The sequence below is a fragment of the Candidatus Salinivivens marinus genome, assembly GCF_965655845.1.
In the GTDB taxonomy this organism is placed as follows: domain Bacteria; phylum Pseudomonadota; class Alphaproteobacteria; order Rhodobacterales; family Rhodobacteraceae; genus Salinivivens; species Salinivivens marinus.
This window is the reverse complement of the sequence record NZ_CBFHHX010000005.1, coordinates 63040-85796: the sequence shown is the minus strand read 5'-3', so window position 1 is coordinate 85796 and position 22757 is coordinate 63040. Positions and strand designations below refer to the sequence as shown.

The 22757-nt window shown below is 40.5% G+C and carries 19 protein-coding genes; 7 read left to right on the top strand and 12 right to left on the bottom strand.

The features are described 5' to 3' along the window. Positions 1-50 precede the first annotated feature (50 nt). The 3 genes from rpsT to mutM all read right to left on the bottom strand — a co-directional run bounded on the left by rpsT (position 51) and on the right by mutM (position 2097). The gene (rpsT, locus tag ACTF5Q_RS06130; RefSeq protein WP_154038230.1) at positions 51-314 is read right to left on the bottom strand and encodes a 30S ribosomal protein S20; all 264 of its coding nucleotides are present in this window, start codon (positions 312-314) and stop codon (positions 51-53) included. Positions 315-406: 92 nt separating this feature from the next. Next, positions 407-1183, bottom strand: a complete 777-nt coding sequence (locus ACTF5Q_RS06125) for an enoyl-CoA hydratase (RefSeq protein WP_438953761.1) — start codon at positions 1181-1183, stop codon at positions 407-409. A 62-nt stretch (positions 1184-1245) separates the two neighbouring features. After that, positions 1246-2097, bottom strand: a complete 852-nt coding sequence (gene mutM / locus ACTF5Q_RS06120; protein WP_438953760.1) for a bifunctional DNA-formamidopyrimidine glycosylase/DNA-(apurinic or apyrimidinic site) lyase — start codon at positions 2095-2097, stop codon at positions 1246-1248. An 84-nt stretch (positions 2098-2181) separates the two neighbouring features. Between mutM and ubiE the strand changes: the two genes are divergently transcribed. Together ubiE and ubiB are read left to right on the top strand one after the other, a co-directional pair. Continuing rightward, positions 2182-2934: a bifunctional demethylmenaquinone methyltransferase/2-methoxy-6-polyprenyl-1,4-benzoquinol methylase UbiE gene (gene ubiE, locus ACTF5Q_RS06115; RefSeq protein WP_438953759.1), complete on the top strand. Its 753-nt coding sequence runs from the start codon at positions 2182-2184 to the stop codon at positions 2932-2934. Further along, the gene (gene ubiB / locus ACTF5Q_RS06110) at positions 2935-4482 is read left to right on the top strand and encodes a 2-polyprenylphenol 6-hydroxylase (RefSeq protein ID WP_438953758.1); all 1548 of its coding nucleotides are present in this window, start codon (positions 2935-2937) and stop codon (positions 4480-4482) included. It begins immediately after the preceding gene. 12 nt (positions 4483-4494) lie between these two features. Here the strand turns inward: ubiB and ACTF5Q_RS06105 are convergent, their stop codons facing one another. The 3 genes from ACTF5Q_RS06105 to ACTF5Q_RS06095 all read right to left on the bottom strand — a co-directional run bounded on the left by ACTF5Q_RS06105 (position 4495) and on the right by ACTF5Q_RS06095 (position 7176). Further along, positions 4495-5865 carry a glutamate--cysteine ligase gene (locus ACTF5Q_RS06105; protein ID WP_438953757.1) on the bottom strand — a complete coding sequence of 457 codons (1371 nt, stop codon included), beginning with the start codon at positions 5863-5865 and terminating at the stop codon, positions 4495-4497. An 82-nt stretch (positions 5866-5947) separates the two neighbouring features. Continuing rightward, the gene (locus ACTF5Q_RS06100) at positions 5948-6436 is read right to left on the bottom strand and encodes a hypothetical protein (RefSeq protein WP_438953756.1); all 489 of its coding nucleotides are present in this window, start codon (positions 6434-6436) and stop codon (positions 5948-5950) included. Further along, the gene (locus ACTF5Q_RS06095; protein ID WP_438953755.1) at positions 6436-7176 is read right to left on the bottom strand and encodes a 16S rRNA (uracil(1498)-N(3))-methyltransferase; all 741 of its coding nucleotides are present in this window, start codon (positions 7174-7176) and stop codon (positions 6436-6438) included. The genes ACTF5Q_RS06100 and ACTF5Q_RS06095 overlap by 1 nt, the downstream gene beginning before the upstream one ends. On the opposite strand from ACTF5Q_RS06095, the gene ubiA reads away from it, so the two are divergent. Genes ubiA through ACTF5Q_RS06080 form a run of 3 tightly spaced genes read left to right on the top strand, consistent with a single transcriptional unit; the run spans position 7168 to position 10370 of the window. Further along, a complete protein-coding gene (gene ubiA / locus ACTF5Q_RS06090) occupies positions 7168-8124 on the top strand; it encodes a 4-hydroxybenzoate octaprenyltransferase (RefSeq protein ID WP_438953754.1) in 957 nt (318 codons plus the stop codon). The two genes, ACTF5Q_RS06095 and ubiA, sit on opposite strands and share 9 nt — an antisense overlap. Positions 8125-8171: 47 nt before the next feature. Then, positions 8172-10025, top strand: coding sequence for an OmpA family protein (locus ACTF5Q_RS06085; protein WP_438953753.1), 1854 nt, complete (start codon positions 8172-8174; stop codon positions 10023-10025). Positions 10026-10037: 12 nt separating this feature from the next. Beyond that, positions 10038-10370: a hypothetical protein gene (locus tag ACTF5Q_RS06080; RefSeq protein ID WP_438953752.1), complete on the top strand. Its 333-nt coding sequence runs from the start codon at positions 10038-10040 to the stop codon at positions 10368-10370. A 9-nt stretch (positions 10371-10379) separates the two neighbouring features. Here the strand turns inward: ACTF5Q_RS06080 and ACTF5Q_RS06075 are convergent, their stop codons facing one another. The 5 genes from ACTF5Q_RS06075 to ACTF5Q_RS06055 are packed head-to-tail and all read right to left on the bottom strand — an operon-like array spanning position 10380 to position 13093. After that, positions 10380-10823 carry a molybdenum cofactor biosynthesis protein MoaE gene (locus ACTF5Q_RS06075; RefSeq protein ID WP_438953751.1) on the bottom strand — a complete coding sequence of 148 codons (444 nt, stop codon included), beginning with the start codon at positions 10821-10823 and terminating at the stop codon, positions 10380-10382. Between the two features lies 1 nt (position 10824). Continuing rightward, on the bottom strand, positions 10825-11073 hold the full coding sequence (gene moaD / locus ACTF5Q_RS06070) for a molybdopterin converting factor subunit 1 (RefSeq protein WP_438953750.1): 249 nt from the start codon (positions 11071-11073) through the stop codon (positions 10825-10827). Next, positions 11070-11729 carry a CDP-diacylglycerol--glycerol-3-phosphate 3-phosphatidyltransferase gene (gene pgsA / locus ACTF5Q_RS06065; RefSeq protein WP_438953749.1) on the bottom strand — a complete coding sequence of 220 codons (660 nt, stop codon included), beginning with the start codon at positions 11727-11729 and terminating at the stop codon, positions 11070-11072. The genes moaD and pgsA overlap by 4 nt, the downstream gene beginning before the upstream one ends. A 49-nt stretch (positions 11730-11778) precedes the next feature. Then, entirely contained in the window at positions 11779-12222 is a 444-nt protein-coding gene (gene aroQ, locus ACTF5Q_RS06060; protein WP_438953748.1) for a type II 3-dehydroquinate dehydratase, read from the bottom strand. A 58-nt stretch (positions 12223-12280) separates the two neighbouring features. Beyond that, positions 12281-13093, bottom strand: a complete 813-nt coding sequence (locus ACTF5Q_RS06055; RefSeq protein WP_438953747.1) for an undecaprenyl-diphosphate phosphatase — start codon at positions 13091-13093, stop codon at positions 12281-12283. A 211-nt stretch (positions 13094-13304) separates the two neighbouring features. Between ACTF5Q_RS06055 and ACTF5Q_RS06050 the strand changes: the two genes are divergently transcribed. Together ACTF5Q_RS06050 and gltB are read left to right on the top strand one after the other, a co-directional pair. Next, the gene (locus ACTF5Q_RS06050) at positions 13305-14780 is read left to right on the top strand and encodes an NAD(P)-dependent oxidoreductase (protein ID WP_438953746.1); all 1476 of its coding nucleotides are present in this window, start codon (positions 13305-13307) and stop codon (positions 14778-14780) included. A gap of 57 nt (positions 14781-14837) precedes the next feature. Beyond that, positions 14838-19376 (top strand): glutamate synthase large subunit, encoded by a 4539-nt coding sequence (gltB, locus tag ACTF5Q_RS06045; RefSeq protein ID WP_438953745.1) that lies wholly within the window; start codon positions 14838-14840, stop codon positions 19374-19376. Between the two features lie 13 nt (positions 19377-19389). Here the strand turns inward: gltB and carB are convergent, their stop codons facing one another. Continuing rightward, on the bottom strand, positions 19390-22719 hold the full coding sequence (gene carB / locus ACTF5Q_RS06040; RefSeq protein ID WP_438953744.1) for a carbamoyl-phosphate synthase large subunit: 3330 nt from the start codon (positions 22717-22719) through the stop codon (positions 19390-19392). Positions 22720-22757 lie beyond the last annotated feature (38 nt).

Sequence of the window (22757 nt, the reverse complement as noted above, 5' to 3'; positions counted from 1 at the left end):
AAAAAAAGGACGCGAATTGCGTCCTTCAAAAAATTACATCTCACTAATTATCAAGTTAGGCTTTTGACTCTAGATGAAAGCCGCGACATTTTCCTTGCAGCAGTATTTTTCTTGTAAACACCTTTAGTAACGCCACGCATTAGCTCAGGCTGAGCGGATTTTAACGCTGTATTCGCGGCGCTCTTATCACCTGAAGTTATAGCTTCCTCTACTTTTTTCAGAAATGTACGTATCCTTGATCGACGCGCTTTGTTGACCTCTAGCTTTCGCTCATTTTGTCTTGCACGCTTTTTTGACTGAGGCGTATTTGCCATTTATCGAACCTTATGTTTCACAAATTTCGTTGCTCTTTATGCGTCTCTTGTATTCGAGTCAACATGTCTACTGATAAATTAGTGCTTTTTTGTTATCTATCTCGGAACTGAGCATCCCGTTTTTCACTGAATGCGGCCATTCCTTCCTTTTGATCCTCTGTTGAGAACAATGAGTGAAAAACTCTTCGCTCAAATCGCAATCCCTCTGCTAATGGTAATTCGTATGCTCTATTTACCATTTCTTTAACTGCCATAGTAGTAAGTAATGATTTTTCTGATATCTTGAGAGCGGCAGATATGGCTTCTTCGAGGAGTTTTTTAGTTGGCACAACTCTGCTAACTAATCCGCATCGTTCGGCTTCCTCTGCTTCCATTAATCGTCCTGTCAGGTTCATTTCCATTGCTTTGGACTTGCCAACAAAACGCGTTAACCTTTGTGTGCCACCTAATCCAGCAGAGATCCCTAGATTGATTTCAGGTTGGCCAAATTTAGCTGTATCTGAGCAAATTATGAAATCACACATCATTGCCAGTTCACATCCACCGCCTAATGCATAGCCAGACACAGCCGCAATTATTGGTTTTCTAATTCTAGAAATCCTATCGGATTCGCTTGTGAACAGGTCTTCCAAAAATACCTCAGAAAAGTTCTTATCTTGCATCATTTTTATATCAGCACCTGCTGCGAATGCTTTTTCGGAGCCTGTGATTACTATACAACGAATTTTGTCATTTTTCTGACTTTCTTCTAAGGCTTCTGCAAGCTCTTCAAGAAGTTCTTTGCTAAGTGCATTTAGTGCCTCAGGACGATTAAGTGTTATAACACAAACGTGATCCTCAACATCAACTATGATTGTCTCGTAAGCCATAAGCTCTGTCCTTCGTAGCGTTTATGAGAGGTTTTTTTATCATTTCTGTCAAAAGACTCAAGTTATCTTTGGCAATTACTGCAATAAAAACTTGAGCGGCCTGCCTGAATAATACGTTTTATTTTTCTGGTACATTGTGTGTTATAACAATTTTTATTATCTCTTCCATAGACCTCAAACCTATGCTGGAAATAGCCCAAATTTCCCGCGGCATTGCGAAAATCCCTTAATGAGGAACCGCCTGATGATATTGCTTCCGTTAGTATTTCCTTGATTATAGGAACAAGAAAGCCGAGCCTCTTGTGTGATATACTGAATGCTTTTCTTTTCGGGGATATACCGGCCCGGAATAATGCCTCGCAAGCATATATATTGCCAAGGCCAGCAACAATACGCTGATCCAGTAGCGCTGATTTTATATTAGTTTTTTTACCACGCATGACATTTATAAAATATTCTTCATTGAACCTATTGCTCAATGGTTCTGGCCCAATGTGGCTGAGCATGCTGCTTATTTCTAATGATTTTGTTTCAAGTAAATCAATAATGCCAAATCGCCTAGGATCATTAAAGGTAACCATGTGTTTATCCTTCAAGTGCAAAACAAAGTGATCATGCTTCTGGGTGTGTCTTGAGTTATGGTGGAAATTACCCGTAACATTTTCAGAAATCAAAATTCGGCCTGACATTCCCAAGTGCATAATTAAAGTTTCCCCGTCCGATAAATCGATGAGTATATATTTTGACCTTCGGTGCAAAAAATTTATCTTGCGATTTTTTAAGCGCTTCGCAAGATTATTGGGAAATGGTTTTCTAAGGTCTGGCCTATTTACTTCAGCATATTCAATTTCATTACCTTCCATAAATGGAGAAATACCCCGTAAAACGGTTTCAACTTCTGGTAATTCAGGCATAAATCTATCTCATAAATGCATGAGCGCATTGTATCGCGCCGTAACTAAACTATAAGTAACATAAAATGTTTTCGGCTTGGAGCAATGTCAGACAAAAAAGAAAATACAACTCATTTTGGTTTTGAAACTATATTAGAAAAAGACAAAGCTGAAAAAGTCAAAAGTGTCTTTAGTTCGGTTGCATCAAAATATGATGTCATGAACGATTTGATGTCTTTGGGAATACACAGAGTTTGGAAAGATGCGATGATGGACTGGTTAGCCCCTAGAGGGTCTCAGTCCTTGTTAGATGTTGCAGGAGGCACTGGTGATATTTCATTCCGCTTTCTTAAGCGTGCTAGAAATGCAAATGCCACAGTTTTGGATTTAACTGAACCAATGCTGGCAGAGGGAAGAAAAAGAGCCGAAACGGTTGGCCTGTCTGGACAGCTCGAGTGGGTTGTTGGGGATGCTATGGCCCTTCCTTTCGAAGACGACACTTTCGACGTCTACACTATTAGTTTTGGGATACGTAATGTTACTGACCCAAAACTAGCTTTATCTGAGGCATATCGGGTTTTGAAGCCAGGCGGTAGAATTATGGTTCTTGAGTTTTCCCATATTCCAAACGATTTATTGCAATGGGGCTATGATAAATATTCATTTAACGTGATACCAAGACTAGGGCAAATAATCGCGGGTGATAGAAGTAGTTATCAGTATCTTGTCGAAAGCATTAGGAAGTTTCCAAATCAAGAAGATTTTATGAAACTTGTGAACGGTGCTGGTTTTGAGAAAACAAAATATCGTAATTTAACGATGGGAGTGGCCTGTTTGCACTCTGGGTGGAAAATTTAAATGCGTGGGCCTCATAATATTTTGCGGTTAATTCGTACTGGTGCAACTCTTGAGCGCACCGGCGCTATGCCAGTAATATTAAATGCTCTAGATGCACCTAGAACCTTGAAGTTTGCTGCAAGGTTTATTGTTTGGCCATTTCAGTTTTTAGGTCGAAGAGGAGATCAATCCTTATCGCCAGCTCCTAGAGCCCTGACAGCGATGGGTCCCGCTTACATTAAATTTGGTCAAATACTGTCTACGCGTCCAGATGTTGTGGGCCCAGAACTCGCTGAGCAACTACGTGTTTTACAAGACCGGTTACCTCCCTTCTCTACTGATGTTGCAAAGCAAAGTTTCAAGTCGGAGATCGGTCTTGATGCTGATGATGTATTTAGCGATTTTTCAGAACCCGTTGCAGCAGCATCGATTGCTCAGGTGCACCGGGGCGAATTGAAAGACACTGGACAGAGTGTTGCTATAAAAGTTTTAAGGCCTGAAATAGAACGAGCGTTTCAAAAAGATCTTGATACCTTTTATTTTGCGGCAAGGTTAGTTGAGTTTGTGTCTCCCAAATCGCGCCGATTGAAACCGATGGACGTGATAGCTCATTTTGATGGCGTTGTTCGGGGAGAACTGGATTTACGACTAGAGAGTGCATCTGCATCCGAATTTTTGGCAAATATCAAAGAAGACAAGGGTTTTTCTGTACCCTCAGTTAACTGGAGTTTGTCTAGTCGTAGAGTGATGACTTTAGATTGGGCTGATGGGGTGCCGATGGGAGATGTAGATGCACTAGCTGCAGCTGGTCATAACCTGAGCGAGCTTGGTGATAGGGTTCTGCATATGTTTTTGAACCATGCTCTTCGCGATGGCTTCTTTCACGCGGACATGCATCAAGGAAACCTTAAAGTGTCTAGTAGCGGAGATATTGTGGCCTTCGACTTTGGAATCATGGGGCATATTGATGAGTACACTAGGCGTGTTTACGCCGAAATCTTGTTTGGCTTTATAAAAAGGGATTACAAGCGTGTTGCGCAAGTGCATTTTGAAGCGGGATATGTTCCACAAGATCAGGATGTAGATGAGTTTGCACGGTCTCTGCGTGCCGTAGGGGAGCCAATTTTTGGTATGGATGCATCCAATATATCAATGGGTAGGCTTTTAAGTTATCTATTTGAGGTTACTGAGCGTTTTGGCATGGAAACGCGCACTGAACTTATATTACTGCAGCGGACAATGGTAGTCGTTGAAGGCGTAGCTAGATCTTTAAATCCTCAAATAAATATCTGGGAAGTTGCCCGCCCAATTGTCGAGGGTTATATTAAATCTAACTTGGGCCCGGCTGCAGTACTGAATGATTTGACAACCACACTAAAAGTTTTAGCTCGCTTCGGACCTAGATTACCTAGCCTAGTAGAACAGGCTTTGATTAAACAGTATAATCCTGAACCTCAAATCGTGAAAAGAAGCTGGAATGGTAGTTTAAAGCCATTTGGGTTAGGAGTTATATTCGCATGCTTGGCATTACTAATTTTATTACTGTTTATACCGATAAACTTTAATTGAACACACGTAGTATCAGTAACTATGTTGATCGAATACTTTGGAAACATCCTGGTTCCAATTGTTTCTGTATAGTTCGATTAATTTATCGGCAGCCGTACGCTCACTTTCAACAACTTCTTTTAGGGCATCTAGAAAATGAGTTTCATCTGGGAATTTTAAGTTAGAACTAGGAATACAGCGAGCTTTAAGACCTTCATTGGCAATGGCTATTACTTCCCTAGCTAATTCAATCATTTTAATTTTACCGACTTTGGAATGCAGGCCTTTATTTGCGGCTTCTACCCTAAGCTCTTCTCGAGTCTGACTTGTCCATGTTTTTACAAGATCCCATGCTGCGTCTAACGAGGACTGATTATAACACAAACCAACCCACAGCGCGGGAAGTGCACAAAGGCTGCGCCATGGTCCTCCATCCGCTCCACGCATTTCTATAAATTTTTTTAAGCGGGCTTCAGGGAATATTGTTGTAAGATGATCAGCCCAGTCGTTTAAGGTTGGTAACTCATTTGGCAATGCAGGTAGTTTGCCCTTAAGAAAATCTCGAAAAGACTGGCCCAATGCATTTATGTATTTCCCATCGCGGTAAACGAAATACATTGGAACGTCTAGGGCATATTCAACCCATCTTTCAAATCCAAACGTTGGCTTGAAAATAAAAGGAATTGTTCCAGTTCGCGATGCATCAAGATCTCTCCAAACTCGGCTTCTCCAACTTTTGCAATTAGTAAGTTTTCCCTCAAAGAATGGCGAGTTGGAAAATAGAGCAGTACTTACAGGTTGCAGTGCGATTGCAACTCTCATTTTCTTGACCATATCGGACTCAGACTCAAAGTCTAAATTCACTTGAACGGTACAGGTTCTGTACATCATTGTTTTGCCCATAGTACCAACTTTATCCATATAGTCTGTCATAAGTCGGTACCTACCTTTGGGCATTAAAGGCATTTCGTGATGTTTCCAGGTAGGAGCTGCTCCTAGTCCAATAAAGCCTATACCTAACTTGTCAGCAATATTCTTTACCTGGTTTAAATGCGTATTAACCTCATCACAAGTTTCATGGATACTGGCCAAGGGAGCCCCCGAGAGCTCAAGCTGCCCACCAGGTTCAAGTGAAACGTTGGCACCATCCTTTGTAAGTCCAATAATATTGCCTGCCTCAAATACAGGTTCCCAGCCATAATTATCTTTTAAACCGACTAATAATGATTTTACCGAACCTTTACCATTGTATGGTATTGGCTTTAACGTATCTTTAAAGAAACCAAATTTTTCATGTTCGGTTCCAACTTTCCAGTCAGATCTGGGTTTGCATCCGTCAGACAAGTATTGCACTAACTGATCGTAGTGCTCAACAAGACCGCCACCAGATTGGGGAATCGACATAATTTGACCTTAATTCTTTATTAAAAATTTACACGTAATCTAACGCTTTTGTTACATTAACTTAAACATCGCAATCATAGTCTTATTTTTGCCAAAGAACAGTCCTAATGCTTTGTTTAGAAGATAATGTTTCTAACATTTTGCGAATTGGAAAACCTTCAAGGCTATTAAAAACATCAAATAATACCTCGTGGCCCTCTACATTTGTTGGTATTTCTATTTGATCACCTGCGGTATTTTCTATTATCCATTTGCTAGAGTATTTAGATTTATCCAGAATAAGGCGTTTTATATCATTTATTGAAAATATAGCACCGGTTTCGGGACCGAAGTAACTAATTTGTCCTTCTATGAAATCGACTATTCCGGTCCCAGTCTCTGTTCTCTTGAACCTTATACGCTGATAGCTTGCATATGCCAAAGCCATTCCGGTAAATAAAACTCCATATCCGATAGTATGAAGCATAGCGAACGAATTTAATATCCAGTACAAACCCAAGCCAGCAAAGATTATTGCAATAATAGTTTCTCGCCAAATAAGCAAAATATGTAACAAAGAATTTTTTTTCATTACCAGTCGCCAAGATAATTTTGCCACAATGAAATTGCAGTAACAGCTGCTGTATCCGCCCGCAAAACTCTTGGTCCAAGACTTATTCTATGGGTAAATTCTAGTGCTAAAAGGTGATTTCTCTCAATGTCAGAAAAACCACCCTCCGGGCCGATCAGTATCGACCATTTCCCCTTCGTCAAACTATTAAATTTAACCTTGGATTGCTTTAATTCTTCATCGCAAAATAGAAGTTTCCTGTCAGATGGGAAATTTTTTAGTGCTTCGTTTAGTTTTTGTATTTCCAAGATTTTGGGGATGTAAGTACCCCCGCATTGTTCTGCTGCCTCTCTTGCATGTGCATTTAGTCTATCAATCCTAATTCGGTCAGCATTTGTGCGTTCCGTTTGAATTGGTATTATTTTTCTAACCCCAAGTTCAGTTGCTTTTTCTATTATGAAGTCAGTACGAGTTTTTTTTAGAGGAGAAAAATAGAGCCATAAGTCGGGAGGATTAATTTGTGATTTTGTTTGCTTTATGCAAAGCAAAGTCCCATTTTTCTTTGAAATTTCATTTATAGATGCGAGCCACTCTCCATTATTTCCATCAAAAATCAGAATTAAGTCACCTATGCGCTTGCGCATTACTGAAAAAATATAATGAGCTTGGTCCTTATTCAACGGAACTGATTGCGCTTCCCCTAAAGTGTGATCTACAAAGACTCTAATTTTATTCATATCGGATGATAGTCTATGCCCCATTTGGAGCCATTACCAGAGGCGAAGGATCAAATATTTGACGCAATTGATAATAATTGGGTAGATGTTCATGCTCCAATTTGGTGCCGACCTTTTTTAAAGTTATCGAGAATGGATCGTCCAATTGGAACTTGGCTTTTGTTACTGCCTTGCTGGTGGGGACTGCTAATAGGTATACTTAACACTGGGTCCCCAAAATTAAACGATTTATGGATTTTTGTGGGCTGTGCAGTGGGTGCTGTTTTAATGAGAGGTTCTGGGTGTACATGGAACGATATTAATGATCGTAAAATTGATGCCAAAGTTGCGCGAACAAAACTTAGACCAATCCCTAGTGGTTCCGTTAGTGTAAAAAAGGCAGCGCTTTGGATGGTTGCTCAAGCTTTGATGGCCTTGTTCATATTGCTGACGTTTAACACCACTGCAATTATACTGGGTTTTATAGCAATATTACCTGTTGCTATTTATCCTTTTGCTAAAAGATTTACTTGGTGGCCACAGTTCTTTTTAGGTATTGCATTTAATTGGGGTGTGCTTTTAGCGTTTGCGGCGTCCACAAATTTTTTGACCTGGCCCTGTATTATACTTTATTTAGCAGGAATTTCTTGGACGTTATTTTATGATACCATTTATGCGCATCAAGATAAAGAAGATGATGCATTAGTTGGTGTTAAATCAACTGCAATTTTGTTTGCAGATAGTACTAAAAGTTGGTTATTTATTTTCGCTACTTTAGCAGCGGGGTTAATGATCTTGTCATTTCTGTTTTCAACAAGCGGTCTGCAGATGTTTATTGCAATTACTGGAGCTCTATTTTTTTACCTCCATATGGTACGTCAAGTGATTAATCTCGATATAAAAAATATTCAAAGTTTATTAGATAGCTTTCGTTCTAATCGGAATGCTGGCTTTATCCCGGTAATATTTTTAAGTATTTCGATTCTGTTTTAAATTACTTCATTTAAGTCTAATAAGTTTTTTGCTATTGTAACGGGCAAATGTTCAATTTCTCGTATAAATTTAATTATTTTCTTTTTGTTCTTGCTGCTTGTATTTCGGTCTTGGCAGCCAGTATTTTTTCAAATTTTATTGAGGTTTCTTCTAAGAATTATCTTAAATCAGCCCTCCATGAGGCTGGATACTCTTGGGTTAAAATAAATGCTGACGGATTGCTGCTTTTCTTGCATGGTGATGCACCGTCAGATTTTGAAAGAATTGAGGCTGTAAAATTTGGGCGTTCTATGGTTACTGGTCAGCGTTTAATCGACAATATATCTCATTTAGAAAGTTCCAATAATAAGACAGGCGAGATAAACTTAAAAATATTAAAGTCCATTGGGAAAGTATTTTTTATTGGCAGTTTTCCGAAAGGATTTGATTCTTTTGACTTTGAAGAAATGCTAAAAACAAAGTCGCCGAAAAGTGAAGAGTACCATATTATCGTTGATCAAACGGATATGGCTTCAACTTTGAATTGGGAATTGATCACTTCTTACGCATTATCTTTGGTAGATGTGATAAAACTTGGAAAAATTGAAACAGATGGTAAACAGCTTTTTGTCGAAGGTATAGCCAGTGGCAATCGTAATCACGAAAAACTCAAAGAATATATTAAATCGCGAGCTCCACCCAACTTACCTGTTGAAATCTCGTTTTATCAACCTCGGGAACTAATCTCGCCTTTTACTTTTCAGATCGAGATTAAGAATGGGTTATTGCAGTATTCGGATTGTGTAGTGGCCGATGAAGAAAGTAAGTATCGGATTGCTAAAATTGCTGAAAAACTTAGTGCTAAGGCTGCACAAGAATGTTTAGTTGGACTTGGGGAGCCTAGTCCGCAGTGGGCTGAAGCACTAGAAAAGGCTTTTACAATTTTACCACAACTTATGAACGCAAAAGTAGTATTCGATAATCTCAACATTTCTGTTATTTTAGACCATTCCTTCCCCAAAAAAGAATATTCAGAAATTCTAAATTCTTTATCAAACACTTTCCCACCAGAGTTTGTTTTGTCTGTTGTAAAGCTGTCAAATGATGGAGGTAGCGATCTTTCATCTAATAGGGTGGTAGCCACTTTAAGTCCTGAAGGTCTTTTAAAAATTGTGGGCCCTATCGGTGAGGAGTTGGATAAAGAACTCGTTTCTAATTTTGCTAAGGTGCGATTTGGCTCTGAAAATGCATCAATCTCACTTTATAAAGTAGGATCACTTCCTGATGATTGGGGTTTTAGAATTATTGCAGGTTTAGAGGGGCTTCGAGAGTTAAAGAATGGGATAGTTAACGTAACTCCAAATTTGGTAGAGATTAGAGGTAAAACTTATAAAAAATTCTCTTCTGCTAAAATAACTAAGGTTATTGGAGATAAAATTGGTTATGATCAACGTCTATCACTATCAGTTGACTATATTGATATGCCTAAACCGGTGGACGATAGTTTAACTTCGTATCAGTGTCTTAATAAAATTGAAGAAACCTTACGGGTAAGAAAAATTAAGTTTGAACCCGGTTCTGACCGAGTTGACCTTGCTGGACATGAGACCCTTGATGATATAGCAAAAATTTTGCTCAACTGTGGTGATATCCGTTTGGAAATCGGAGGGCATACTGATAGTCAAGGAAGAGAGCAAATGAATTTGAATTTGTCACAGTCAAGAGCAAATTCTGTATTGTTTGAATTGCAGCGGCGGCGTGTTTTAACGAAAAATATTATAGCGAAAGGCTATGGGGAAAGTCAGCCGATTGCATCAAATGATACAGAGCAAGGTCGAGAAATAAATAGAAGAATAGAATTTACACCTTTCGATAAATCTATGGGTACCACAGTATCTTCTGAAGATGATATTCGTAATTAATGTAGGTAACTAATGAGCCAGATTGAGTTAATTATTTTTACATCGATTGTTCTTTTTATAACTTTCTCTTTGGGATGGCTTGCACGTATTTTAATCGAAAAATTGTCTCATAAGTCTTCCAGAACTCCAACTGGTGACCGGTTAATGGCCGAATCTTTTCACAAAGCAGAGACTGATCATGCGCTTATTGTTGATCAGTTAAAAAAACGTGACACAGAGCTAACAAATAAATTAGCGCAAGCTCAGGCTGAGCTTAAAGCAACAATGGACGGTTTACACAACGCTAGAGTGGAAATCGAAAATTTAAAAGAAATATCACAAAAAACTAAAAAAGATAAAAAATAAACTGATTTTTTACCACCGCTCTAGGGCTTTTTCGTCGTCAAATACAGACTCGACCCAATGATAACCTTTCTTTGTTATTTCTTTTTTCCAGAAAGGTGCCCTGCTCTTAAGGTAGTCCATCAAAAATTCAGCTGACTGAAAGGCGTCATGACGATGTATCGCAGCAGTAGCAACCATCATTATTTGATCACCTGGAAAAAGTTTCCCATGTCTATGAATAACCAATGCATCGTTCAGTGACCACCTTTCTACTGCGGTCGTGACGTACTTTGAAATTGCTTTCTGAGTCATGCCCGGATACTGCTCTATATCCATATTTAATAGTGAGTTTTCGCTATTATTTCGAACTATTCCTTGAAATGAGACAATTGCACCTGTGTTTGATTTGCCATTGCGAAATAAGTCTAACTCTTGGCCTATATCGAAGTCATCTAATTGAACAGATACCCGCACTTTACCCCCCTGTCATTGGAGGAAAAAATGCGACTTCTAAAGCTCCATTTAACTCTGCATCAAATTCGCAGAGCTCTTGATCAACGGCAACTTTTAGTGCGGAAAGATCCGAAAATGCAACTTTGTATCTTTCTTCCTTTTGTTTTAACTCTTCAACAAGTTCCATAACCGTCCCAGATTGTGTTTCTAGCATTTCATACGGAACGCCGATGCGCTCTCTTACCCACGCAAAATATAAAACCTTTATCATTTGCCCTCTCTGAGTACGGGTATTGCCTTTTTGAAGTATTCAAAACCTGATATTAGTGTCAATATAGCCGCAATCCATAACATAACTAGACCAAAATTTTCTAACCAATATAAATAGTCAAAGTTTAAATCTGCAGTTTGGTTGATATCAGAGTTTTTTGAAGTTTTATCACCATTAATACTTTTTTTTGAGGTATATTTTAAAACATAATGCTCCACCACTCCTTGTGCAAAAAGCAAAGCAATAGAGAGCATTTGTGACGTTGTTTTCCATTTCGCTAAAGTAGTTACCTTCAAGTCAACAGTGTTGTTTCCAACAAATTCTCTTAGTCCAGATATAAAAACTTCTCTAAACAGTATGAACGTGGCTGGGAGTACAAGCCACGGTGACATGCTTGAGTAGCCTACGATTACCATTAAAGCGATTACTACCATTGCCTTGTCAGCAATCGGATCCAACATTGCTCCAAATTTAGTCTCTTGGCGCCATACTCGGGCTAAATAGCCATCGAACCAGTCAGTTACAGAGGCTATTAAAAAAAGTAATAGAGCAAACCAGTCTGCATAAGGCCTATCAAAGTATAAAAACATAACTGCGACGCCTGGAGCGGCTAGTAGCCTGGCGATAGTTAAAATGTTGGGAATGGTCCAAATCATAGATGCTTTAACCTAAACTTTTTATTATGAAGGGCCTGCTAATCCTATGCTAAGTATCTTTGAAAATTTGGACTAAACGTAAAAGGGCTAACTCGTAGCCTTGCACTCCACAGCCAACGATCACACTATCAGCACGCTGAGAAACGTAAGAAAAATGGCGGAAACTCTCTCTTTTGTGTATATTTGATATATGAACCTCAACAATTGGCCCTTGGAACATTTCCAATGCGTCAAAAATTGCCACGGAGGTATGTGAATATGCACCGGGGTTTATTATTATTGCCTCAGAAGTCTCTCTAGCCGCATGTACAAACTCTACAAGCTCTCCCTCGTAATTTGTCTGTTTGCTTTCTAGTTGTATTCCATTTTGTTTTGCGAGCTTTTCACATGTTTCTTCAACATCTTTAAGGGTGATATCTCCATAAAGCTTTGGATCTCTCTTGCCCAGCATATTAAGGTTTGGCCCGTTAAGAAGCAGAATTTTTTTTGCCATTACGGTCTCCGTTCTTGTTTGGGTTATATTTGGACCTCTTAAGCCTTACTTGCAAGTACTATATTACGGTCCACAAAATAAGGGCAATACCAAGTACGATCCTATAAATAATATATGGTAAAAATCCCAAAGTTCTTAAAAATTTCAGCATTACTGCAATGGCCAAATATGCCGCGCCAAAGGAAAATATTAGAGCTATCAAGATAACTTGAAAATCAATTTCAGCAGCATTTAAGTAATTGTCCATTATTGACACAGCGGTTGCTGCAATTATTACAGGTATGGATAGTAACATAGAAATGTTAACTGCGTCTTCACGGCTGTATCCAAGAAGCCTCGCTGCTGAGATAGTTATGCCTGATCGTGATGTGCCAGGAATTAATGCTAATGCTTGCCAGCAGCCGATTTTAAGAGAGTTTTTTAGAGACCAAGATACATTCGTTTCGTCAGTAGTCTGTTTCCCCTTACTATCTGACCACCAAAGGAAGAATCCAAAGCCTGTCATAGTAATCCCGATTAATAAAATACTGTCCCGCATAAGAATGTCATAACCAAGTAGTTTGATTGCAAGTCCAAAAATAACAGCAGGGATTGTCGCAACTATAAGGCATAGTGCAGTAAAACTATCAGCGGTTAAAACATTACCTTGAAGCAGCTTGATAAGGCCGAACCAAACTTTCTTACTATCTTCCCTGAAATAAGTAATGACCGCTATTAGGGTTCCAAAATGCACTGCAATATCTATTGTCTGTCCTTGGTCTGGTAAGGTCGTTAGGTGGTGCAATAAAATTAAATGGGCGCTTGAGGAAATAGGAAGGAATTCCGTTAGTCCTTGGATAATTGCTACCAATGCAAGGTGAAGTAGTAACATTGAGAGGTCCGATTAGTATTTTTATTGATTCTAACTTGTGAAAGAAAAATAAAAAAGCGACATTTTAGGTCCGGAACGGACTTAAAAAAACATAAATGCTAGCCCTTTTTCTATTTTTTTTTGATTTTAGATAAAAATAAGTCAATAATTCTTACTTTTATTTTTGATAGAACCGATGTATACGACATTTCTACGTTCGAAGGATAGTGAAATGCCTACTCAACCAATGTTGAAATTTGTGAAGTTTGATCGCGATATGCCAGCGAAACGAATTGCTGATGAGCGGAAAAGGGATTTTCAGGAGATTTATTCTGAATTTGCCAAAGAGAAAGCAGAGGAACAGTCAAGCAGATGTAGTCAGTGTGGTGTTCCTTTTTGCCAATCTCACTGCCCACTGCATAACAATATACCAGATTGGCTTCATTTAACAGCCACAGGTAGACTTAAGGAAGCTTATGAAGTCTCTCAACAAACGAATACTTTTCCAGAAATCTGTGGAAGGATATGTCCGCAGGATCGCTTATGTGAAGGTAATTGTGTCATTGAACAATCAGGGCATGGCACAGTCACTATCGGTGCCGTAGAAAAATACATCACTGACCTAGCGTGGGAAAATGGTTGGGTTCAGCCAACTCAACCATCCATTGATCTTGATTTAACTGTTGGAATAATTGGAGCCGGTCCAGGTGGCTTGGCGGCAGCAGAGCGTCTTCGAGGTGCTGGTTTTAAAGTTTGTGTTTATGATCTTTACGATAGAGCAGGAGGTTTATTAACCTACGGGATACCAGGGTTTAAGCTGGAAAAAGATATTGTGGCTCGTAGAATTGACAACTTAGAAAAATCGGGTGTTGACTTTGTTATGAATTGCAAAATCGGAGAGGATTTATCTTTTTCCGAGCTCCGGAAAAAACACAATGCAGTCATAATAGCAACAGGTGTTTACAAATTTAGAGAATTAAGCATTCCAGGTAATAATTTAAATGGTGTTGTTGATGCTCTCAACTATCTTACCGCTTCAAACAAAATAAATTTTGGAGATAATGTGCCATCGTTTAATGACGGTACACTAAATGCGGCTGGAAAGAGGGTTGTTGTAATTGGTGGAGGCGATACTGCCATGGACTGTGTAAGAACGGCAATCCGCCAAGGTGCAAAGTCTGTAAAATGCATGTATCGGCGCGATCGGGATAACATGCCCGGTTCTCAGCGAGAAGTGCAAAATGCCGAAGAAGAGGGAGTTATTTTCGAATGGTTGACCACTCCGCAAGGATTTACATCAAATACCAAAACGGAGAATGTTGTGAACCTCAAGACTGGGCATGGCATGGTGAAAGGAGTGATTGGACGCAAAATGCGTTTGGGTGCTCCCGATGCAACTGGACGTCGAGTTCCAGAAGAAATTGACGGCAGTGATTACAATGAACCTGCAGATTTGGTGATAAAAGCTTTAGGCTTTGAACCAGAAGACCTTCCTAAACTGTGGGATCAATCTGAACTGCCAGTCACTCGATGGGGCACTATAAAGGTAGAAGTCGGTAGCGGTAGAACAGCTCTTGATCGAGTTTACGCAATCGGTGACATAGTAAGAGGAGCATCACTTGTTGTATGGGCCATCCGAGATGGCAGGGATACAGCAGATGCTATAATTAAAGATTTAACAGATAAATCAGTAATAGCAGCTGAATAGAACAGTGAATTTTAACAGCACACCAAGGGCCTAATGTGAGCTTAAAAGGAAATACAGATGCAGAAAATTAATAAAAACTGGGCGACAGACGAGGCAAACAAGCGTTCTTGGATGCATAAAAATAGCCTGTACCGTGAAAACTTCGAACATGCATCCTGTGGTGTCGGAATGGTCGTATCAATCGAGGGCAAACCCAGCAGAAAAGTTGTTGAGCTTGGAATTGATGCGTTAAAAGCTATTTGGCATAGAGGTGCAGTAGACGCAGACGGCAAAACTGGTGATGGAGCCGGTATTCATGTGCAAATTCCAGTCTCTTTCTTCTATGATCAAATAGAACGAACAGGGCATAAGCCTCGAAAAGATGAATTAATGGCTGTGGGTCAGGTATTTCTTCCACGGGCCGATTTCGGTGCGCAGGAAACCTGTCGTTCAATTGTTGAAACTGAGGTTTTAAGAATGGGATACTACATCTACGGATGGCGCCATGTTCCTGTGAAAACTGATTGTCTTGGTGAAAAAGCGAATGCAACCCGACCAGAGATTGAGCAAATCCTGATTTCTAACTCTAAAGGCGTCGATCAAGACACCTTTGAGCGGGAGCTTTATGTAATAAGGCGTCGCATTGAAAAGTCAGCTTCTCAGGCAGGTGTTTCCCAATTATACTTGGCGTCACTTTCATGTCGCTCGATTATTTATAAGGGGATGATGCTGGCAGAACAGGTCGCTGTTTTTTATCCTGATTTATGTGATGAACGATTTACTTCTACCTTTGCGATATATCATCAAAGATATTCTACTAACACATTTCCTCAGTGGTGGCTGGCACAACCCTTTCGTATGTTAGCTCATAATGGTGAGATAAATACTCTAAAAGGCAACGTAAATTGGATGAAAAGTCATGAAATAAGAATGGCATCCTCAGCCTTTGGTGAAATGGCAGATGATATCAAACCAATAATACCGGGAGGCTCATCTGACTCAGCCGCGTTGGATGCGGTATTCGAAGCGCTGGTAAGGGCCGGAAGAAGTGCCCCGATGGCAAAGACAATGTTGATCCCTGAAAGCTGGTCAAAACAGGCAAAAGAACTTCCACAGTCATGGCGAGATATGTATTCGTATTGCAATTCCGTTATGGAGCCGTGGGATGGGCCCGCGGCTCTTGCAATGACTGATGGACGCTGGGTATGTGCTGGATTAGATCGTAATGGCTTGCGTCCTATGCGATACGTAATAACAGGCGATGATTTATTAATAGCAGGTTCAGAAGTTGGAATGGTTCCTATTAATGAAGCTAATTGTGCTGAGAAGGGTGCGCTTGGACCCGGACAATTACTTGCGGTAGATCTGGCAGCTGGAAAATTATACCACGATGAGGAAATTAAGAATAAACTTGCAGAGGCTCATCCTTTTAGTGAATGGACCGCGAAAATAAAAGAACTAGACAACAAACTATCTGGTGTTCAAGAAAAGCAAATCTATTTTGGAGAAGATCTGCGCAAACGACAGATAGCTGCCGGGTATACTATTGAAGAAATTGAGCAAATCTTGGTTCCAATGGCAGAAGATGGTAAGGAAACCCTAGCGTCAATGGGCGATGATACTCCATCTGCGGTTTTGTCGGAAAGATATAGGCCATTATCACATTACTTTCGGCAAAATTTTTCTCAGGTTACGAACCCCCCAATAGACTCATTACGTGAATTTAGAGTTATGTCTTTAAAAACCCGTTTTGGAAATTTACGAAATGTCCTTGATGAAGGGAGTAATCAATCAGAGATTTTAGCTCTGGAAAGCCCTTTTGTGGGGAACTCTCAGTGGGAAGAATTAATAAAGAATTTCAAGTCAGAGGTGACCAAATTAGATTGTACTTTTGAAAAAGGTACTGGAAAGGAGGCCCTCCAAGCTCAATTGTATCGAATTAGGACAGAAGCAGAGGACGCGGTTCGTTCAGGTGCGGGCCATATTGTTCTTACTGACCAAAATATCAACGAGAACAGAGTAGCAATGCCAATGATTCTTGCAACTTCTGCTGTTCATAGTCATTTAACAAGAAAAGGTTTAAGAACTTTCTGCTCTTTAAATGTTAGGTCCTCTGAATGCTTTGATCCGCATTATTTTGCAGTTTTAATTGGTGCTGGGGCTTCTGTTGTAAATGCTTATTTGGCAGAAGATACATTAGCAGATCGTATTGATAAAGGTTTGTTGAATGGGCCGTTAACCGAGGTAATTGCTCGATATCGAGAAGCAATAGATCAGGGCCTGCTAAAAATAATGTCTAAAATGGGGATTTCTGTAATATCCTCTTATCGCGGTGGTTTAAATTTTGAAGCGGTTGGTTTGTCTCGTGCGATGTGCGCCGAGTATTTTCCGGGTCTCATAAGTCGTATATCTGGCATTGGTGTTAGTGGTATCCAACAAAAATCTGAGGAGATTCACAATCTAGCTTATCGGTCTAATTCTGCGTTTTTGCCTGTTGGTGGTTTTTACAAATCGAGAAAATCGGGAGAGACCCATGCGTGGGAGGCGCAGACAATGCATTTAATGCAAGCTGCATGCAATAACGCAAGTTATGATCTGTGGAGACAATATTCTAATCGCATAAAATCTAATCCTCCTATTCATCTGCGCGACTTGTTAGACATAAAACCAATTGGACCAGCAGTATCCATCGATGAAGTGGAGAGTATTACTTCGATACGCAAAAGGTTTGTGACTCCTGGGATGTCACTTGGAGCGCTCAGTCCTGAGGCACATAAAACTTTGAATGTTGCAATGAACCGGATAGGTGCCAAGTCTGACTCTGGCGAGGGAGGCGAAGATCCCGCACATTTTACTCCCGAAGCTAACGGCGACAATCCCTCAGCAAAAATAAAGCAAGTTGCTTCCGGAAGATTTGGTGTTACAGCCGAATATTTGAACCAATGTGAGGAACTAGAAATAAAAGTTGCTCAGGGTGCAAAGCCGGGAGAAGGTGGTCAACTTCCGGGGATGAAAGTTACGGATCTTATTGCGCGTTTGAGACATTCGACAAAAGGCGTAACTTTAATCTCGCCACCGCCACATCACGATATTTATTCGATAGAGGATTTAGCACAACTAATTTATGACCTTAAACAAATTAATCCGAGATGTAAGGTGACTGTAAAATTAGTTGCATCTTCTGGAGTCGGCACAATCGCAGCCGGCGTGGCTAAAGCAGAGGCAGATGTTATTCTGATATCTGGGCATAACGGAGGTACAGGTGCTTCTCCAGCTACGTCAATCAAATTTGCGGGCTTGCCTTGGGAAATGGGGTTAACGGAGGCGCATCAAGTTCTTTCTATGAATAATCTTAGAGAGAGAATAACCTTGCGAACTGATGGAGGATTAAGAACAGGCCGTGATATTGTTATGGCCGCCATGATGGGCGCTGAGGAGTTTGGAATTGGTACCGCAGCACTTATCGCTATGGGCTGCATCATGGTGAGACAGTGTCAATCTAATACTTGTCCCGTTGGTGTATGTACGCAAGATGAGCAATTAAGAGAAAAGTTTAGTGGGAATGCTGACAAAGTTGTGAATTTGATTACGTTCTACGCTCAGGAAGTTCGGGAAATTCTTGCTGATATAGGGGCTCGATCAATTGATGAAGTTCTCGGGCGTGCGGATCTATTGTCTCAAGTAAGCAGGGGAGCGGACCACCTCGATGATTTAGACTTAAACCCACTTTTAATTTCGGTGGATGGTGCTGATCGAATAAATTATAATAGGGACCGTGAGCGTAATAGTGTGCCTGACACGTTAGATAAAGAAATAGTCCGTGATGCGGCACGTTTCTTAAATGATGGTGAAAAGATGCAATTGTCATATGCAGTTCAGAACACGCATAGAACCGTTGGCACTAGAACGTCGAGTCACATAGTTCAGAATTTTGGTATGCGCAATAGCCTTCAACCAGATCATTTAACGGTGAAATTAAAGGGTTCAGCCGGGCAATCTCTGGGAGCGTTTGCTGCTCCGGGCCTGAAAATAGAAGTTTCTGGTGATGCTAATGACTACGTGGGTAAGGGCTTATCAGGAGGTATCATTGTCGTAAGACCACCTATGGCCAGCCCACTCAAAGCCAGTGACAATACTATTATTGGAAATACGGTTTTATACGGAGCTACCGATGGTCTTTTGTTCGCCGCCGGAAGGGCGGGGGAACGTTTTGCAGTTCGGAACTCTGGAGCAAAAGTTGTTGTGGAAGGCTGTGGGTCGAATGGTTGTGAATATATGACGGGAGGTGTAGCAGTTGTTCTGGGAACAATTGGTGCAAACTTTGGCGCTGGTATGACTGGTGGTATGGCTTATATTTATGATCCGAATGAAACTGCAATTGAATTATTGAATATGGACTCCCTGGTAACGTGTAGAGTTGGGGTTTCTTTCTGGGAAGAACAACTATATGCGTTAATTCAAATGCATTATAAGGAAACGTCTAGCCAAAAGGCTGAAGAAATATTGCAGGATTGGGATACTGAAAAATCTAAGTTTTTTCAGATTTGTCCAAAGGAGATGCTAGATAAATTATCTCATCCATTATCCTCTGAGAGTGATGCTATTCCGGCAGAATGAACTGGGCACCCTATTAGTTTTGTAAAGATTTAACCTCTATATCACCCTCGTTTTGGCTTTGAATAGCAAGAGCAGCCGCATGGGCAGCAGCAGCTGTCGTGAAGTAGGGTATCTTATCATGTAGCGCGACAGATCGTATCTCGCGACTATCTTTTACGGCCTGTAATCCTTCGGTGGTATTCATTACCAAATCTATTTCACCGTTTTTCATTGTGTCTACAATATTAGGCCGTCCTTCATATACTTTATTTACTTGTTTGCATGGTATATTTTTTTCTTTAAGAAATGCGGACGTTCCCCTTGTTGCAATTATATTGAAACCCAACTCGATGAGCCTTTGAGCAGTCTCCGCAAGGTTATCATTCTTATCCTTGTCCTTAATTGAGAAGAAAACACATCCTGTTCTTGGTAGTTTCATTCCTGCACCGATTTGAGCTTTTAAAAATGCCCTACCAAAGTCACGGTCCCATCCCATTACCTCTCCTGTAGAACGCATCTCTGGTCCTAAAATAGTATCTACTCCTGGAAATCGCGCAAATGGCATTACTGCTTCTTTTACACTAAACCAAGGTAACATGGGGCTCGCTAGACTCATTGGATCTGCCAGTGGTATTGTTTCTCCATATGAGACTGATCCATAGCTTTCCCTCTTTTCAAAGCTATTTAATTTTTCGCCAGCCATTACTCTTGCTGCTATAGAGGCTATTGCACTGTCTGTTGCTTTTGCAACAAAAGGTACAGTACGTGAAGCACGAGGATTAACCTCAATTATGTATATTTGGTCGTTTTTGACTGCAAACTGTACATTCATCAGACCAACCACATTTAATGCTTTAGCCAGTTTCGCAGTTTGAATTGTTAACTCATCTATTATTTTGCTATTCAGTGAGTAAGGAGGCAGAGAGCAAGCACTATCACCCGAATGAACGCCAGCTTCCTCTATGTGCTGCATAATACCGGCTACGTGAACATTATCTCCATCAGATATAGCATCTACGTCGCATTCAATTGCCCCTTCCAAATAATTATCTAAAAGGACTGGGCTCTCCCCAGATACAACCACTGCTTCTGAAATATATCTTTTCAAGCTATCTAAATCATGCACTATTTCCATAGCTCGACCACCTAGTACGTATGAGGGCCGTATTACTAATGGAAAACCTATTCTTTCGGCAATTTGGAGTGCTTTTGCATCAGAATTAGCGATCCCATTATTCGGTTGACTTAAACTTAAATCGTTTACTAATTTTTGAAATCGTTCCCGGTCTTCCGCTAGATCGATTGCATCTGGGCTTGTGCCTAAAATAGGTATCCCCTCGGTTTCCAATGCATTTGCTAATTTTAATGGGGTTTGCCCGCCAAACTGAACAATCACACCAATTAAATGTCCATTTTTCTGTTCTTTTGTCAGTATTTCTAGAACGTGCTCTAGAGTCAGGGGTTCAAAATATAACCTGTCAGAAGTGTCATAGTCCGTAGAAACAGTTTCGGGGTTGCAATTGATCATAATGGTTTCAAAGCCTGCGTCAGCAAGAGCATAACAAGCGTGACAACAGCAATAGTCAAATTCGATTCCTTGGCCTATCCTATTTGGACCACCACCTAAAATTACGATTTTCTTTCGATTAGATGGCTCTGATTCACACTCAACGTCTCCCATCATAGGAGCCTCATAGGTTGAATACATATATGGCGTTTGAGCTTCGAATTCAGCTGCACATGTGTCTATTCTCTTGAATACAGCATCTACTCCAGCCTTCTTTCTGCTCTGGCGAACATTTTGTTCAGTTTTTCCGCTCAATTTGGCTAGCCGTGCATCACTAAAGCCCATGCTTTTAAGTTGCCTTAGTTTGTTTTCGTCACTAGGAAGACCATTTTTATGAACCTGAACCTCCATTTCAATAATTTCTCGTATTCTTTCGAGAAACCAAATATCATACATTGTTACTTCGTGAATTTCCGAATTAGAAAGCCCAAAGCGCATTGCTTGAGCAATTATTCTAATTCTATCCGGAGTTTGTTCGCTCAGCGCCTTAATGATAGCGCTTTTTTCAGGTGCATCAGGTATGTCAATCTCATCAAAACCTGAAAGCCCAGTTTCTAGTGAGCATAATGCTTTTTGCAATGACTCATGGAACGATCGACCGATCGCCATGACTTCGCCAACTGATTTCATTGCAGTGGTTAAATTTGGCTTTGCCCCAGGAAATTTTTCAAAAGCAAATCTTGGTATTTTCGTTACTACGTAATCAATAGATGGTTCAAACGAAGCTGGTGTAACCTTGGTGATATCGTTTTCTAATTCGTCCAAAGTGTAACCAACGGCGAGTTTTGCCGCTATTTTGGCTATTGGAAATCCAGTAGCTTTAGATGCTAAAGCGGAAGATCTAGATACCCGTGGGTTCATTTCGATGACTACCATGCGGCCATCAGACGGATTCACCGCCCACTGCACATTTGACCCACCTGTTTCTACGCCAATTTCCCTCAAAACATCTATAGATGCAGTACGCATCATCTGGTATTCTTTGTCCGTCAAAGTTAACGCAGGTGCAACAGTGATAGAGTCTCCAGTGTGAACTCCCATCGGATCAACATTTTCAATTGAGCACACAATTATGGCGTTGTCCTTGACGTCCCGAACAACCTCCATTTCAAATTCCTTCCAACCAAGAAGACTTTCATCAATCAGAATTTGGTTTGCTGGCGACGCATCCATCCCAGATTTGCAAAAATGCTCATAGTCTTCGAGATTATATGCTACTCCTCCGCCCGTTCCTCCTAATGTATATGCAGGTCGAATAATTGCTGGTAGGCCAATATCTTTTAAAGCTTCTAAAGATAGCCTCACGCCCTCCGCTGAATCTGTCTTGCCATCTTCCAATGAGGGAGCTGTAACAACAGCAGCCTTCGGGTTTTCTAGCCCCAGTCGTTCCATCGCCTCCCTGAATAGAGCACGATCTTCTGCCATTTCGATTGCTTCTCTTTTAGCACCAATCATTTCAACATTAAATTTCTTAAGAACACCCATCTCTTCTAATTCTAATGCGGTGTTCAACCCAGTTTGCCCCCCCATTGTTGGCAACAGGGCGTCAGGACGTTCCCGCTCAATAATTTTTGCGACAATCGATGGTTCAATTGGCTCAATGTATGTTGCATCAGCCAAACCGGGATCTGTCATTATTGTGGCGGGGTTAGAGTTTACTAATACTATTCGGTAACCTTCTTCTTTTAGTGCTTTACACGCCTGCGCACCGGAATAATCGAATTCGCAAGCCTGTCCAATCACTATGGGGCCAGCTCCAATAATCATTATAGACGAAATATCCGTTCTCTTAGGCATATTTTTGACTCTCGATCAGCAGTAGTTCGGGCAACCAC

Bases quoted from the DNA above. Each gene is read 5' to 3' on its own strand.
- rpsT (WP_154038230.1), bottom strand. From the start codon at position 314: ATGGCAAATACGCCTCAGTCAAAAAAGCGTGCAAGACAAAATGAGCGA.
- ACTF5Q_RS06125 (WP_438953761.1), bottom strand. From the start codon at position 1,183: ATGGCTTACGAGACAATCATAGTTGATGTTGAGGATCACGTTTGTGTT.
- mutM (WP_438953760.1), bottom strand. From the start codon at position 2,097: ATGCCTGAATTACCAGAAGTTGAAACCGTTTTACGGGGTATTTCTCCA.
- ubiE (WP_438953759.1), top strand. From the start codon at position 2,182: ATGTCAGACAAAAAAGAAAATACAACTCATTTTGGTTTTGAAACTATA.
- ubiB (WP_438953758.1), top strand. From the start codon at position 2,935: ATGCGTGGGCCTCATAATATTTTGCGGTTAATTCGTACTGGTGCAACT.
- ACTF5Q_RS06105 (WP_438953757.1), bottom strand. From the start codon at position 5,865: ATGTCGATTCCCCAATCTGGTGGCGGTCTTGTTGAGCACTACGATCAG.
- ACTF5Q_RS06100 (WP_438953756.1), bottom strand. From the start codon at position 6,436: ATGAAAAAAAATTCTTTGTTACATATTTTGCTTATTTGGCGAGAAACT.
- ubiA (WP_438953754.1), top strand. From the start codon at position 7,168: ATGCCCCATTTGGAGCCATTACCAGAGGCGAAGGATCAAATATTTGAC.
- ACTF5Q_RS06095 (WP_438953755.1), bottom strand. From the start codon at position 7,176: ATGGGGCATAGACTATCATCCGATATGAATAAAATTAGAGTCTTTGTA.
- ACTF5Q_RS06085 (WP_438953753.1), top strand. From the start codon at position 8,172: ATGTTCAATTTCTCGTATAAATTTAATTATTTTCTTTTTGTTCTTGCT.
- ACTF5Q_RS06080 (WP_438953752.1), top strand. From the start codon at position 10,038: ATGAGCCAGATTGAGTTAATTATTTTTACATCGATTGTTCTTTTTATA.
- moaD (WP_438953750.1), bottom strand. From the start codon at position 11,073: ATGATAAAGGTTTTATATTTTGCGTGGGTAAGAGAGCGCATCGGCGTT.
- pgsA (WP_438953749.1), bottom strand. From the start codon at position 11,729: ATGATTTGGACCATTCCCAACATTTTAACTATCGCCAGGCTACTAGCC.
- aroQ (WP_438953748.1), bottom strand. From the start codon at position 12,222: ATGGCAAAAAAAATTCTGCTTCTTAACGGGCCAAACCTTAATATGCTG.
- ACTF5Q_RS06055 (WP_438953747.1), bottom strand. From the start codon at position 13,093: ATGTTACTACTTCACCTTGCATTGGTAGCAATTATCCAAGGACTAACG.
- ACTF5Q_RS06050 (WP_438953746.1), top strand. From the start codon at position 13,305: ATGCCTACTCAACCAATGTTGAAATTTGTGAAGTTTGATCGCGATATG.
- gltB (WP_438953745.1), top strand. From the start codon at position 14,838: ATGCAGAAAATTAATAAAAACTGGGCGACAGACGAGGCAAACAAGCGT.
- carB (WP_438953744.1), bottom strand. From the start codon at position 22,719: ATGCCTAAGAGAACGGATATTTCGTCTATAATGATTATTGGAGCTGGC.